The 14,181-nt window shown below is 36.1% G+C and carries 14 protein-coding genes; 3 read left to right on the top strand and 11 right to left on the bottom strand.

All coding sequences use genetic code 11. From position 1 onward, the window contains the following. Nucleotides 1-85 precede the first annotated feature (85 nt). A complete protein-coding gene (locus tag CKK03_RS24290) occupies nt 86-190 on the top strand; it encodes a hypothetical protein (protein ID WP_502306326.1) in 105 nt (34 codons plus the stop codon). Between the two features lie 21 nt (nt 191-211). On the opposite strand, the gene CKK03_RS11685 is transcribed toward CKK03_RS24290, so the two are convergent. After that, on the bottom strand, nt 212-1,243 hold the full coding sequence (locus CKK03_RS11685) for a DUF2515 domain-containing protein (protein ID WP_245864101.1): 1,032 nt from the start codon (nt 1,241-1,243) through the stop codon (nt 212-214). A gap of 189 nt (nt 1,244-1,432) precedes the next feature. Between CKK03_RS11685 and recU the strand changes: the two genes are divergently transcribed. Further along, entirely contained in the window at nt 1,433-2,038 is a 606-nt protein-coding gene (recU, locus tag CKK03_RS11680; protein ID WP_099362759.1) for a Holliday junction resolvase RecU, read from the top strand. Between the two features lie 74 nt (nt 2,039-2,112). After that, nucleotides 2,113-4,653, top strand: coding sequence for a PBP1A family penicillin-binding protein (locus CKK03_RS11675; protein WP_245864099.1), 2,541 nt, complete (start codon nt 2,113-2,115; stop codon nt 4,651-4,653). 27 nt (nt 4,654-4,680) lie between these two features. Here CKK03_RS11675 and CKK03_RS11670 read toward each other — a convergent pair whose 3' ends face one another. The 10 genes from CKK03_RS11670 to panD form a co-directional block, all read right to left on the bottom strand. Further along, nucleotides 4,681-5,034, bottom strand: coding sequence for a YpoC family protein (locus CKK03_RS11670; RefSeq protein WP_099362758.1), 354 nt, complete (start codon nt 5,032-5,034; stop codon nt 4,681-4,683). Further along, nucleotides 5,027-5,686: an endonuclease III gene (gene nth / locus CKK03_RS11665; RefSeq protein ID WP_099362757.1), complete on the bottom strand. Its 660-nt coding sequence runs from the start codon at nt 5,684-5,686 to the stop codon at nt 5,027-5,029. Before nth ends, CKK03_RS11670 begins: the two co-directional genes overlap by 8 nt. 23 nt (nt 5,687-5,709) lie before the next feature. Then, on the bottom strand, nt 5,710-6,420 hold the full coding sequence (locus CKK03_RS11660) for a DnaD domain-containing protein (RefSeq protein ID WP_099362756.1): 711 nt from the start codon (nt 6,418-6,420) through the stop codon (nt 5,710-5,712). A gap of 129 nt (nt 6,421-6,549) precedes the next feature. Next, the gene (gene asnS / locus CKK03_RS11655; RefSeq protein WP_099362755.1) at nt 6,550-7,842 is read right to left on the bottom strand and encodes an asparagine--tRNA ligase; all 1,293 of its coding nucleotides are present in this window, start codon (nt 7,840-7,842) and stop codon (nt 6,550-6,552) included. A gap of 169 nt (nt 7,843-8,011) precedes the next feature. Then, the gene (locus tag CKK03_RS11650; RefSeq protein WP_099362754.1) at nt 8,012-9,193 is read right to left on the bottom strand and encodes a pyridoxal phosphate-dependent aminotransferase; all 1,182 of its coding nucleotides are present in this window, start codon (nt 9,191-9,193) and stop codon (nt 8,012-8,014) included. A 17-nt stretch (nt 9,194-9,210) separates the two neighbouring features. Beyond that, nucleotides 9,211-9,684 (bottom strand): cell wall elongation regulator TseB-like domain-containing protein, encoded by a 474-nt coding sequence (locus CKK03_RS11645; protein ID WP_099362753.1) that lies wholly within the window; start codon nt 9,682-9,684, stop codon nt 9,211-9,213. Between the two features lie 14 nt (nt 9,685-9,698). Then, nucleotides 9,699-9,869 carry a YpmA family protein gene (locus CKK03_RS11640; protein ID WP_099362752.1) on the bottom strand — a complete coding sequence of 57 codons (171 nt, stop codon included), beginning with the start codon at nt 9,867-9,869 and terminating at the stop codon, nt 9,699-9,701. Nucleotides 9,870-10,082: 213 nt separating this feature from the next. Next, nucleotides 10,083-10,937: a ComEC/Rec2 family competence protein gene (locus CKK03_RS11635; RefSeq protein ID WP_099362751.1), complete on the bottom strand. Its 855-nt coding sequence runs from the start codon at nt 10,935-10,937 to the stop codon at nt 10,083-10,085. A 25-nt stretch (nt 10,938-10,962) separates the two neighbouring features. Then, nucleotides 10,963-13,731, bottom strand: a complete 2,769-nt coding sequence (dinG, locus tag CKK03_RS11630; protein WP_099362750.1) for an ATP-dependent DNA helicase DinG — start codon at nt 13,729-13,731, stop codon at nt 10,963-10,965. Between the two features lie 62 nt (nt 13,732-13,793). Beyond that, nucleotides 13,794-14,177: an aspartate 1-decarboxylase gene (panD, locus tag CKK03_RS11625; protein WP_099362749.1), complete on the bottom strand. Its 384-nt coding sequence runs from the start codon at nt 14,175-14,177 to the stop codon at nt 13,794-13,796. Nucleotides 14,178-14,181: the final 4 nt, after the last annotated feature.

Genomic DNA, 14,181 nt, shown 5'->3' with positions numbered 1-14,181 from the left:
TCGCTATTTTCGACAATGGTTTCCTGCATTTTAAGAATGTTATCTAGGAAAGATGCTCACACTACTGGTAGGAGGTGAAGATTCCATGGCAAAGCAAAATAAGAAGAAAAATAAGCAAGAACGTAATGAAGAGAAAGCACCTGGTTATGGAGACAAAAAACTTGAAGGACCAGATAGACCATCAACATAATATACATACAAAGGCTGACCCTCAGCCTTTGTTTTTTAATAGTAGTTCTTCTAGTAGGATGCCTGCTTGTACTTGCTTTTGTTTTTTCAGGAACCATTTTGTAAGATCAAATTGGTCTCCCAGCTCCACTTCTTCAAACCATTTATCTTTTCTCTCCCCTTTGTACCAATCTAATGTCTTGCCTTTATGGTGTTGGATAATCGGATAGGTAGTTCGTAAAAATGGTGTATTGCGAAATCTTCGTTCATCTATATACCTTTCATAATCATATCTTGAGCCAGTATGCTCTACGACGTTGGAAAATTGAATAAAAAATTTATAATAGTCCTTATGAAATAAAAGGGATGCAAGCTTTTTACCAAGTTCAATTCTATTATCTAGTTTTGTAAATTTATGAACGGAAAATCCAAATAATCTGCCATCCAATGTTGGAAAAATGACTGAACTAAAGTGCAGAATGTCCTGAAGATTATAGAAGAAACTTTGAAAAACCTTCCTATTTAATAACGGATGTTCGATTACAGGCATTTGAATGAGATTCTGTTCATTGATGATTTGGGCTGTTACCAAACGGCCCCCATTACCATATCGCCAAAAAAGCTCCCATTCTGCCTCGATAAATTGGGATACCGAAAACATTTTTAGCATGTGAAACAAAGGCTTCCCTATTTTTTTCGAATACTCGTAAATCAAGAGTTGTGGAAATGCATCTGAAAAGATGAGCCAGTTTGCCCGTTCATAGGTGTCGAATAAAATTTTTCTATCTTTTTTAGTTAAAATTTTCGGGAACCATTCTCCTTCTAAATCGGTCATATTCCAACCTGCATTCCGTGAAACTTGACTTGCTAAAAATGACCATCGTATCTCATTATTTCTTTTATAGTAAGTTGTATAACGCTTCGTCCTCGAAATATTATCTTTATTTCCTTTTGCTGTTTTTGATTGAATATCCAAAAGAAATTCTCTTTCTTCTATTGTTAGATGCAGTTCCTGGTTTCTACGAATATCTACCATCGTCTCTATTTGTAAAATATCGGTTTGTTTTTTACTCATTCTTAGCACACCTCTTATCCATAGTGTATCCATCCTTTAGAGCAACACGCCCCCAAAAGTATATTTTCAGCCGAATAGTATGGTATAGTGAAAAGTAATCCTTCTAGGCCAGACCTTAATTGTTACAATTTCTTCAAACTAATTCTGAGAATTTTTTGGTATAATAGGTGTCTTAAGGGGGATGGGAGTATGGAGTTTCGTTATCCAAATGGGAAAGTATATAAGCCCCAACAGGTAAAAAATAAACCACATCTCAAGCAAAGAATATATGGGAATCGTGGGATGACACTTGAAGAAGATCTCAACGAAACAAATCAATTTTATTTGGAACAGGAAATTGCAGTTATTCATAAAAAACCAACACCTGTACAAATCGTAAATGTCGATTATCCGAAAAGAAGTGCAGCAGTCATAAAAGAAGCCTATTTTAAGCAAGCATCAACCACGGACTATAATGGCATTTACAAAGGCCGTTATATTGACTTTGAAGCGAAGGAAACGAAAAATAAAACCTCTTTTCCGCTTCAAAACTTTCATGAGCACCAAATAAAGCATATGTCTGATTGTGTGAAGCAAAATGGGATTTGCTTTGTAATCCTTCGTTTTACAACATTAGATGAAATGTTTTTACTTGAGGCAAAGCACTTATTAACCTTCTGGAATCGAAAAATGGCTGATGGAAGAAAATCAATTACAAAAAAAGAAGTAGAAACATACGGACATCCATTATCTATTGGATTTAGGCCAAGAATTGATTATATTAAAGTTATTAATCAACTCTACTTTGAATCGTAAAAAGCTAGAAATGAAACATTTTGTTATTCAAAAACGTCTATAGGTATGAATGCAATTGAAAGGCAGGAAACAGTATGTCTGAAAAATATAAAACTCGTGAAGAACGTCGACATGCGAATCAAAAGAATAAGAAACCAAAAAAAGCGAAGGGTTCGTTATTTAAACGAATCATACTCATTATCCTACTAATAGGAATAATAGGAATGGTAGCTGGGGCTACCACATTCTTCGTAATGGCAAGTGGAGCTCCACCATTAGATGAATCCTTACTAAAGGATCCTCTTTCGTCAAAAGTTTATGATATGGATGGCAACAAAATTTATGAATTTGGCGCAGAAAAACGGACCTACGTCCCTCTGGATCAAATACCTGAGGATTTAAAGAATGCGGTAATAGCAGTCGAAGATGCTCGTTTCTATGAGCACCATGGATTAGATGTTATTCGTCTTGGTGGCGCCGTTGTCGCAAATATTACTGATGGATTTGGTTCTGAAGGAGCGAGTACCATTTCACAACAGGTAATAAAGAATTCCTTCTTCGAAGAAGGACAAAAAAAGCTTACGAGAAAATCACAGGAATTATGGTTAGCATTTCAATTAGAACGTAAGTACTCAAAGGACGAAATACTTGAAATGTACCTTAACAAAATCTACTACGGGGTCGGTAACACATATGGTGTATCCAAGGCTGCCGAAATATATTTTAATAAGTCACTTGACGAACTAGAGCTTCATGAATCTGCTTTTATTGCTGGATTAGGGCAAAATCCAGGGATTTATAACCCTTTTGTTCATCCAGAAGCAGCAGAAAAGCGTCGTAATATTGTACTAAACCTAATGGTTAGGCATGAATTTATTTCAAAAGAAGAAGCAGAAGCTGCTAAAAAGATTCCGATTGAATCGTCTATTGTAGAATCAAAAGAACAATCATCACCAATAGATTCTTTCATGGACCAAGTAAAACTCGAGCTTAAAGAATATGATGATATCGATGTATATAATGCAGGTGTGAAAATTTATACAACCTTTGACCCTAAAGCACAAGCACACGTCGATTCATTATTAACAAATGAAAATCCAGATGTTCAATTCCCAAATGACGAGTTCCAAGCTGGTATCGCAGTAGTGGATACGAAAACAGGTGAAATTAGAGCTTTAGGTGGCGGAAGAAACCAGGCCCAAAATAACCGCAGAAACTTTGCGCTTGAATCCGAAAACCAACCTGGTTCAACGATTAAACCTATTTTAGACTATGGCCCTGCTATTGAATATTTAAAATGGTCAACCTACCATCAAATTAAAGATGAACCATACACCTATTCAAATGGTGTGCCCATTAATAACTTTGACCGAAAGCATATGGGGCAAATAACTGCAAGAGTTGCATTAGCTCACTCAAGAAACATCCCAGCACTTAAGGCATTCCAGGAAGTTGGCGTAACCAAAGTAACGGAATTTGCTGAACGTCTCGGAATTACATTTGATGAAAGAATTAATGAGGCATATTCAATCGGTGGAATGTCAGGCGGTATCTCTCCTCTTGAAATGGCCGGTGCCTATGCAGCATTCGGAAACCAAGGAAACTTTATTAAACCACATGCGGTTGACAAGATTGTTTTTCCAGATGGAAGAGAAGTAACTCTTGCTCCAGAGCCTGAAGAAGCAATGTCGGAAGCAACAGCTTTTATGATTACAGACATGCTAAAATCCGTAATGGATTTTGGTTCTGGGAGAAAATATGATGTTTCTGGTTTACAAATTGCTGGAAAAACAGGAACAACAAACTATTCCGCAGAGGATATAAAGAAATATAATATTTCTTCTGGTGTACCGGATGTTTGGTTCAGCGGCTACACACCTAGCCATACTGTCGCAATTTGGACGGGATATAAAAATAATCGTGAACCTATTAAGCCTGCTGAACAGAACCTAGCATTAAAATTGTTTAGAAACATCATTACGAATCTTTCTGAAGGAAAAGAATCAGAGGATTTCGTTATGCCTAAGACAGTCGTTAAAGTCGGTGTAGAAAAAGGATCAAATCCTGCAAAACTTCCAAGTGATTATACGCCAAAAGACCAAATTGTTTATGAATATTTCATAAAAGGTACAGAACCAACGCAAGTGTCTGATAAATATGACAAACTTACTCCACCATCAAACCTTGATGTGCAGTATGACCAAGTGACAAATCAAATCAATCTATCTTGGGCATATACTGAAGGCGAGCTTGAGGGTAATAGCTTTGAGATAGGTGTATCAATTGATGAAGGACCTGCTAAGGTTCTTACAACAACGAAGGAATTAACCTATACAATTCCTGATGCTATTCCTGGAGCTATCTACAAATTTACAGTTACAGTTGTAAATGATGATAATCCTGAAAAACGCAGTGATTCTGCGTCAAACACAATCAATGTTCCGGAACCACAGGAAGAAGAAATTGAAATTCCACTCCCACCTGTAACTCCACCAGGTAATGGAAATGGTGGAAACGATGGTGACAATGGTGGTGGCGATGGCGGTGGCAATGGAGAAGGCAACGGTGAAGGCGAAGGTCCTGGTGAAGGAGCGATCTTCCCTCCTCTCCCACCTGGTAACGAAGACCGTGAATAAGTAAAAAAATAACGCACAAATTGTGCGTTATTTTTTTTGAGTTCTAATTTTCATGATTGCATGAAGCTTTAGAAGTTCATAATAAAGTTCGTTTAATTGTACAAATGAATGGTATTGATGAGGCTTTTTCAAAATAAAAGAAATCCGCTCCTCAAAATTAATCGGCTTATAATCGAATTCCTGAGTGTTTTCAAGTATGGGTTCTGCACTCGAAAATTGCTTTTCATTTATTAAACATAAAAAGGTTAAAAAATCATCTATTGCTTCTTTCATCGGCTCAACAACTGCTACTTTTTCTCTATTTCGATAGCAGCGAGTTAGATGTTCTTTTCTAGTATCCCATTTTTCCATAATATCAGATATACCCTTTTCATTATCCAACCTTTTCTTTCCCCTTCATTCGCTTTTTCCCTTCCCTGCAAACCTCTAAAAGCGGACATATTTCACATTGAGGATTTTGAGCCTTGCAATGGTATCTTCCGAAAAAAATCATCCGATGATGGGTCACAGACCATTCTTCTTTAGGAACCTTTTTCATTAATGTTTTTTCAACTTCTAATACAGAGTCTTTCCATCTGCAAAATCCTAGTCGCTTACTTACTCTTTCTACATGAGTATCAACCGCAATTGCTGGAATACCAAAGGCTACAGACACAACAACATTAGCCGTTTTTCTACCTACCCCAGGTAATTTTGTTAATTCATCCCGGTCTTGTGGAAGGATGCCCCCATATTCTTCAATTAACATCTGGCATAATTTACGAATGTTTTTTGCCTTGTTTCGAAAAAGACCAATGGAACGAATATCATTTTGAAGCTCTTCAAGAGAAACAGCTAAATAATCCTCTGGAGTTTTATATTTTTCAAAAAGAGAAGCTGTTACTTTATTCACTAATGCATCTGTACATTGAGCAGATAATGAAACAGCAATCACCAGTTCAAATGGATTCTTATGATTCAGCTCACAATGAGCCTCCGGGAACATCTCTCCCATTGTGTCTAGACAAAATTGAATTTGTTGTTTGTTTAACATTTTTTATCACCTATTTTTTATCTTTAGCTCTCTAACCAATTATAAAAAGGGATGGTTCGTTTGTAATTTCCCTGCTGAGGTTGCTCAGATTGTTTTTGTTTATGTTGGTGTTGCCGGAACTTTTGAGAATGGTTCTGAGCCTGTGCAATCGTACGGATACCGTTCTTTTTCCATTCAAAGAGGATTCGATCAATATATCGGAAATTGAGCTTTCCTGACATAACTGCTTCTCGTAATGCTGCTTTTATAATGGATGGATCATGATGGTCTTGATCTAGCCACATTGCTAACGATTCACACTCAAATGGTGAGAGAGGTCGTCCGAATTCTTGTTCAAAAATACTATATAAATCCTTTTCGTGTTGTTGTTCGATTTCTTTCTCTTCATGTATATTTTGTTTAACAAGATATTGGAGCATTTTCTCCCATAATGGTCGTAAAGAGTATTTTTCGTAGATGATACGATTTTCATCATTTCCTTCATTTATTTCTAAATAACCACGTTGAATAAGCTGACGTAGAATTTCCATACATTTTTCTTCTGTAATTGTCATGCGATTTGAGATTTCAATTGGTGTAGGAAAGAAATTTCCACCATCCATAAAAGTTAAGATATGGAATAGGACCATCATTTCCTCTTCATTAAGCTGTAGATGTCGATACGAGGACATTAACATTTTCGGAATTGAAATACTGCCTTGTTCGAATAAATCAACTAATTTATCCATTTTCATGTATAAACACCTCTTCATACCCTAGTATAACATGAGATTACGGTTAGCAATAAGAAAGAAATATTTGGCTTCAAAATTGTTAAAAAAAAAAGAAACCTTCTCCTTAAAGAAGGTCTCTACTATTGTTATTTATGGATATAGACGGTTTAATAAGCGTGGGAATGGTATTGTTTCACGTACATGTTCAACGCCACTAATCCATGCTACAGTTCGCTCTAAGCCTAATCCGAAGCCTGAGTGTGGTACTGAACCATATTTACGTAATTCAAGATACCATTGGTACGCATCACTTGTTAATCCATGTTTTTCAAGCTGTTGTTTCATAAGGTCATAATCGTGAATTCTCTCTGATCCACCAATGATTTCACCATAGCCTTCAGGAGCAATTAAGTCCGCACATAACACCACATCATCACGATCAGGTGCTGGCTGCATGTAAAAAGGTTTAATTCCCTTTGGATAATTTGTAATAAATACTGGTTTTTCATAACTTTCAGCGATTGCTGTTTCATGTGGAGCACCAAAGTCATCGCCCCACTGTATGTCATTAAAACCTTTTTCATGTAAAAACTCAATCGCCTCATCATAAGATATACGTGGGAATGGTGCTTGTATTTTTTCAAGCTTCGATACATCACGACCTAATGTTTTCAGCTCTAATTGACAGTTTTTCAAGACAGACTGAACAATATGCGCAACATATTCTTCTTGTACTTTTAAACTATCTTCATGTTCATAGAAGGCCATTTCTGGCTCAATCATCCAAAATTCGATCAAATGGCGTCGTGTCTTCGATTTTTCCGCTCGGAATGTCGGGCCGAAGGAGAATACTTTTCCTAAAGCCATCGCTGCAGCTTCCATATATAATTGTCCACTTTGTGATAAATATGCATCTTCATCAAAGTATTTTGTTTGGAAGAGTTCAGTTGTACCTTCAGGTGCACTTCCAGTTAGTATCGGTGGATCAACCTTTGAGAATCCATTGTCATTGAAAAATTCATAAGTTGCACGAATAATTTCATTACGGATTTTCATGACAGCATGCTGTCTCTTTGAACGAAGCCACAAGTGACGATTATCCATTAAGAATTCTGTTCCATGTTCCTTTGGTGTAATTGGGTAATCGACTGCTTCATGTATAACTTGAATATTTGTAACCGTAAGTTCATAACCAAAAGGTGATCTTTCATCTTCCCTAACAACACCGGTTACATATAAAGAAGTTTCTTGTGTAATTGATTTCGCCGTTTTAAAAACGTCCTCATCCACTTCCGCCTTCACAACGACACCTTGTATAAAGCCTGTCCCATCACGAAGTTGTAAAAAAGCAATCTTTCCACTTGAGCGTTTATTCGCTAACCAAGCACCGATTGTTACCTCTTCTCCAACAAATTTATTAACTTCTGAAATAGTTGTTTTCACAATTGTCCCTCCAAAAATCAATCAAATGCGCATTGGCGTTATTTGCGCCACTTATGTATAAATTCCTACTTTATTATACATATCTTGTCATAATGAAGCAAGAAATACCATGGGGATGGTTCATGAGTGAATAAAACCCAAATGAACCATCCCCATATGAATCCATTAATTACATCTTTTCCTCGACAAATTTACGAATACGATCAATCGCAATTTCAAGCTGTTCTAATGATGTAGCATAAGATAGACGAATGTTGTTTGGTGCACCAAAGCCCGACCCAGGTACAACAGCAACAAGTGCTTCTTCTAATAGAGCTTTAGCAAAATCATCTACATTATCAAATCCTGTCAATTCCGCACACTTCTTAGCATTCGGAAATAGATAGAAAGCCCCTTGTGGCTTTTTGCATGAAATTCCGGGAATGCTTACTAATTTGTCATAAATAACATCTAATCTATGTTCAAAGGCCTGTCTCATTGTTTCTACAGGTTCTTGTGACCCTTCATAAGCAGCAATCGATGCATATTGTGCAATCGATGTTGGGTTAGATACACTATGACTTGAGAGGTCTGTCATGCTTTTAATGATATCAACAGGACCAGCCGCATAACCAATTCTCCAACCTGTCATTGAATGTGATTTAGAAAGTCCATTGATAAGAACAGTTTTTGCTTTCACTTCTTCACTTACTTGAGCAATTGAATAGTGAGCAGCACCAAAATACACAAGTTTTTCATAAATTTCATCAGAAACAATCAAAATATCATGCTTCACACATAATTCACCAATTGCTTTTAATTCTTCTTGTGAATAAAGCATACCAGTTGGGTTGCTTGGTGAATTTAATACTAAAGCAACTGTTTTATTTGTAATGGCTGCTTCCAACTGTTCTACTGTAACTTTAAAATTATTTTCTTCTTTTCCTTCAACATACACTGGTACACCTTCTGCAAGCTTTACTTGCTCAGGATAGCTAACCCAGTAAGGAGTAGGAATAATAACTTCATCATCTTTATTTAAGAGTACTTGGAATAAAGCATACAATACAAATTTTGCGCCAGTTCCAACAATCACTTCATTTGGCTTATATTCTAATTGTTGGTCTTTTAAAAGCTTATTACAAATCGCTTGTTTTAACGAAGGTAATCCAGCAGAAGGTGTATATTTTGTATGTCCCTCTTTCATTGCTTTTATTGCGGCCTCGATTATGTGATCAGGTGTATTAAAATCCGGTTCACCTGCACCAAGTCCAATTACATCATGACCCGCTGCCTTCAATTCTTTTGCTTTTGCGGTAATAGCAAGTGTAGATGAAGGTGTTAATGCTGCTACTCTGTTTGCTAATTTCATGGTTTTCCCCCCACGTATTATGGTTTGATTGAATTGCGGTATTTGCCAGTTTCAAAATACAATTTATGGTAGGTTAATCGATTATCACTACCTATATAAATAATTTCCCAAATGGGGATATTATCTTCAATCCCAAGTTTGACGGAACGAATTTCTTGTGGATCCCGTTCCCTCTTTAGTATAGAAATTGCTTCTTTTTCTGTGATTCCATCACGTTCAATGCGCGTTACTATTTCACCATCTTTTTCTGGAATCCAAGCCATCATTTTTTCACCCTTATCATTTTTACCGATGACGACTTGATATGTTTTTGTTCCAAAATATGTATAACTTTCTTCAATTGTTTCAATTGCTGTCTTCTCGAGCGCAATTTCATTTCCTTTTGATTGAGCATTATTAAATGGCTTTAATGCCGATTGATAAATGCTGATTCCTGTCCAAATGATAATAATAAGGAGAAGGACGAGTATCCATATGATCCATTTTTTCATTTTAATCAACTTCTTTACGTACGATAAATTGTAAAAACTGCATTATTTTGATCATCTTTATCGAGTGCCAATCCAAACATAAGATCCTCATGCTTTAAACTTCGATTTAACAAATCAACAATTTTATATAAATCAGGAGTATTTTGAATCTTAACAGTCGATAGAACTTCTATCTTACTTTCCAAGCAAGAGCTCTCCCTTCATTCATCACAAATTTTACTACTCATACGATATCTTACTAACGGCAACAATAGAAGTACTACAACATTACAGTTGAAGTTGTCTTCACTAAGTTGCCTTACATCATTATAACAGGTGTATTAACATTCACAATATACTTTTGAATAAAAAATCAACTCCTAATCCCATGCCTTTACCTGTCTTTAGACAGGTCTTTTTTATTCTTGGTCACCCTTTGGTTGGTCACTTTTTAACGAAATCGGAAAGACTTCATAATCTGTCTGTGAACATTTGATGGTGACACTGCCAAACTGTTTCGTATAATAAATGTCAATCCAACTACTATTTAGTCTTTCTAACACATCTGAACTAGGAAGTGATCCTTTTTTATGAAAAATAATCGCAATCTGGGGATTTACATGATTCACAAATTTTTCTCCTGAACCCTTCTCATGGCCAAACTCTGCGACCTTTAATATATTTGTTATGGGTAGCTCTTTATTTGAAAGCATTTGGTGCTCTAATTCTGAATTAGCACTGGTCATAAAAAGAACCTGCTGATTACCAAATCGCAATAATATATCCATGCCGAGAGACTTCTCGTTATCATGTTCTTCATGAATGACTTCTGCAGCTAGTAAAGAGCTTAATTGATAGGTCTTTTGGTGTTCCCACTTAACGATATTGATATTGGAATATTCCTGCTTATTTTGCGCTCCTTGGATAATTTGCACATCAGAGAATTGCTGTTTTAACCAGTCTATATTTGAAGTATATAATGTATCTTGTTTTGTAATAATAATGCCTTTTAATTTTTTCACTTCATAGACTTCAAGGTACTCTTTTAGCTCCTTTTGGGTTCCGTTCCCACCGGTATTCACAAGGTAAAACTCTCCATTTGGTAAATGAATCAAACTTGCTTCACCGTTTGAGAGGTCCAAAAATGTAATCGCAATCTCATCCTCGGATAATTTAACATTTATTTTCTCTATATTAGTCCGCACATTTTCACTTGTCCAGTCTGAATTAAGTAATGTTAAAAAAATTAATAAGATCAGATTAAAATGCTTCACAAATCAGCCTCCAGAATTTAAAAATCTATAGCCATTCTTCAACGTGTTCCAATAGCTCATTAAGAGGTTTTTGAATAAATTTCATTTGAGGAATTGATGCAATGAACTTCTTTCCATACCATGTTGTTATAATTCGACGGTCTAAAATAAAGATTACCCCTTTATCTTTTTCTGATCGAATTAACCTTCCAACGCCTTGTTTAAATCGAAGGATTGCTTCAGGTAAAGAAAGGTCCTTAAAGGAATCTCCGCCCTTTCCTTCAATTTCCTTCGAACGTACAGCGAAAATTGGATCATTTGGAGGAGTAAACGGCAACCTGACAATAACAAGTGCGGTTAAATCTTCGCCTGGGATATCTACACCCTCCCAAAAGCTGCTCGTACCCAAAAGAATTGATTTATCAAACGCCTGAAAATTCTTTGTTAATTTTGCCCGACTACCACCACTTATACTCTGAGCAATTAACACAAATTCTTCTAGTTGCTGCTTATTTTTTAAATTCATATAAGTTTTCTGCAGCATATCATAAGAAGTGAAAAGAACAAGCATGCGTCCATTCGTTTTTTTTGCAATTTCAGCAATATGAACTGAAATCGAATCAACAAATTCTTCGTGTGATACAGAATTGATGAGTGGAACAGTTGATGGTACCATCATCGCTGCTTGACGTTCATAATCAAACGGTGACGGTATTGACAATGTAATTGGTTGAAAATCTGTCAAGCCGAGCTTCTTAATCATATAGGAAAATGAATCATCCACTGTTAAAGTTGCTGAAGTCATAATCACACTTTTCTTAAATGTAAAAAAGTGGTCAGCTAAATAATCAGAAACATCTGTGGGCTCCACAAATAAAGTTGCTGAATTTACAGGCCCTTTTGGATCGATTTCAATCCAAACCATTTGATTTTCCGACACACCATAAAAACTTTCAATAATAGCACATTTTTCAAATAACAAATTGAAACTTAATACATAATCATTAAAAAAGCCTAATTGCAAAGGTGTTAGTAATGATTTATTTTGTATAATAAGCTCGTTCTGGTATTGAACCATGATAGAAAGCTCTTTTTTTGAAATACTAAGCTTTGTCATTTGTTCAATCGCTTCTTGCCAATGCTCACCTGATTCATTTTTTCGATCAACTACATATTGAATCCGATTAGTTTGGTTTTCGTATGATTGTTTTGATAATGCATGACTACGTATCATCCGGAAAAATTCATTAACAGATGCCCTCATATCCTTTAAGAGTTGATTCACACGTTCAAATGAATCTGAATTGTATCCAATCCGCTCCATTATTTTTGATGATTTCCTAAGTAAATCGTTTGTTTCGAGTAGACCAATCCTCGTTAGAACAGAGTGAATCATTAAGTAATGAATATGTAATCCTACCTGACGCTTCGCAAGTGCTTCAAGATGATGTGCTTCATCCATAATTAAATAGTCGTATGAAGGGAGAATTTCAAAATCATGGCTCAAATCCTGTAATAACAAAGAATGATTTGTTATTAATATATCCGCTTTTTCTGCTGCTTCCCTTGCTTTTTTATAAAAACTTCTTGACTCCCAGATCGTATCTTCAAATCCGGGATTTTTATATGTGCTTTTCACACGATCCCATAAAAGCTTACCACCTGAAGGTAAATTAATTTCGTCAATGTCTCCTGTTTCTGTCTCAGTTAACCATACTAGTATTTGAGCCTTCGCTAAAACCTCATCATAGTTGTCACTGTCCTCATAAAGAATCTGTTCAAACCTTCTTAAAGAGAGATAATTTCCTCTTCCTTTTAAAAGAGCAACGTCAAAATCAAACGAAAGGATTTCTCGCAATTTCGCGATATCCCGCTCTACTAATTGTTGCTGGAGTTGAAGGGTATTTGTACTGATCATACAACGTCCCTTCTTTTTTGAGATATAGATTGCTGGAAGCAAGTAAGCTAATGATTTCCCAATACCTGTACCCGCTTCTACGATTGCATGTTGGTTTGTTTCAAGAGCATGGTGAATTGTTTGCACCATTTCTAACTGTCCCTGTCGAAAAGGAAAATCGTGAATCACTGAGTGAAAAACCTCAGTATATGTATTACTTTTTGGGGTTGGTTTACCTTTTCGCCTCTTCTTGTTACGCAGAGCGAGTCCACGATAGATATCAAATTTCGATTCGCGTTGAGCATGATTAGATTTATCATCAATAATCTCTCGCAAAATTTCACGGATATCGCTTTTAAAATGATTTGAAAGGGTGTATAGCTTTTGAATCGTTACTAACGGCAGTTTCTCTATTTTACGTACTATTTTTAAGAGTATTTCTGCTGTTACTTCAGCATCACTATCAGCTTGATGTGGATTTTCATGTGTTAATGATAGAGATTCAGCAAGTTGTCCAAGTTTATAGCTATCTGCCAATGGAAGCATCACTCTTGAAAGTTCAACCGTATCAATAGTAAGACATTGAAAATTCGCAAAACCGCACTGTGCTAGCTCCTCCTGTAGAAAGGAATAGTCAAAAGGAACATTATGAGCAACAAAATAGGAATCCTTAAACATTGAAATAATCTCGGGAGCCACAATTGAAAAATCAGGAGCATTCGCAACGACTTCATTTGAAATACCCGTAAATTGCTCGATAAAAACAGGAATGTCTTGTTTCGGATTTACAAAAGTTGCAAATCTTTCAATGATTTCTCCATCTTCAATGACTACAGCTGCAAACTGAATAATCTTATCACCCTTCTTAGGAGAATTCCCTGTTGTTTCCAAGTCAACAACGACAAAGCGTTTATTCATTTATTGCCACCTCCTAACACAAACGCCCCCAATGTGGGGGCGTTGTTCTTATTAAATTTTTCTTATAAAACAGTTGCAGCTGGTTCTTGAAAAAGTAATTCTTTAATTTGATTGTCTTCGTTCATGATCGCTACCCTAGGCTTATGTTCAGCCAGTTTTTCTTCAGGTACAATCGCATATGAAATCACAATAATGACATCTCCCTCTTGTACAAGACGAGCAGCAGCTCCATTCAAACAAAAAACTCCGCTTCCTCTTTCACCAGGGATAATATATGTTTCAAGTCGAGCCCCATTGTTATTATTTACAATTTGAACTTTTTCATTAGCAACCATTCCGACTGCGTCTAATATATCTTCATCAATAGTAATACTACCTACATAGTTTAAGTTTGCTTCTGTGACACGTGCTCTGTGTATTTTTGCGTTCATCATTGTACGGAACATGATG

The organism is Fredinandcohnia onubensis, from assembly GCF_002734215.1.
In the GTDB taxonomy this organism is placed as follows: domain Bacteria; phylum Bacillota; class Bacilli; order Bacillales; family Bacillaceae_L; genus Ferdinandcohnia; species Ferdinandcohnia onubensis.
The sequence above is the reverse complement of the archived record's forward strand: the minus strand, read 5'-3'. Positions and strand labels throughout refer to the sequence as shown.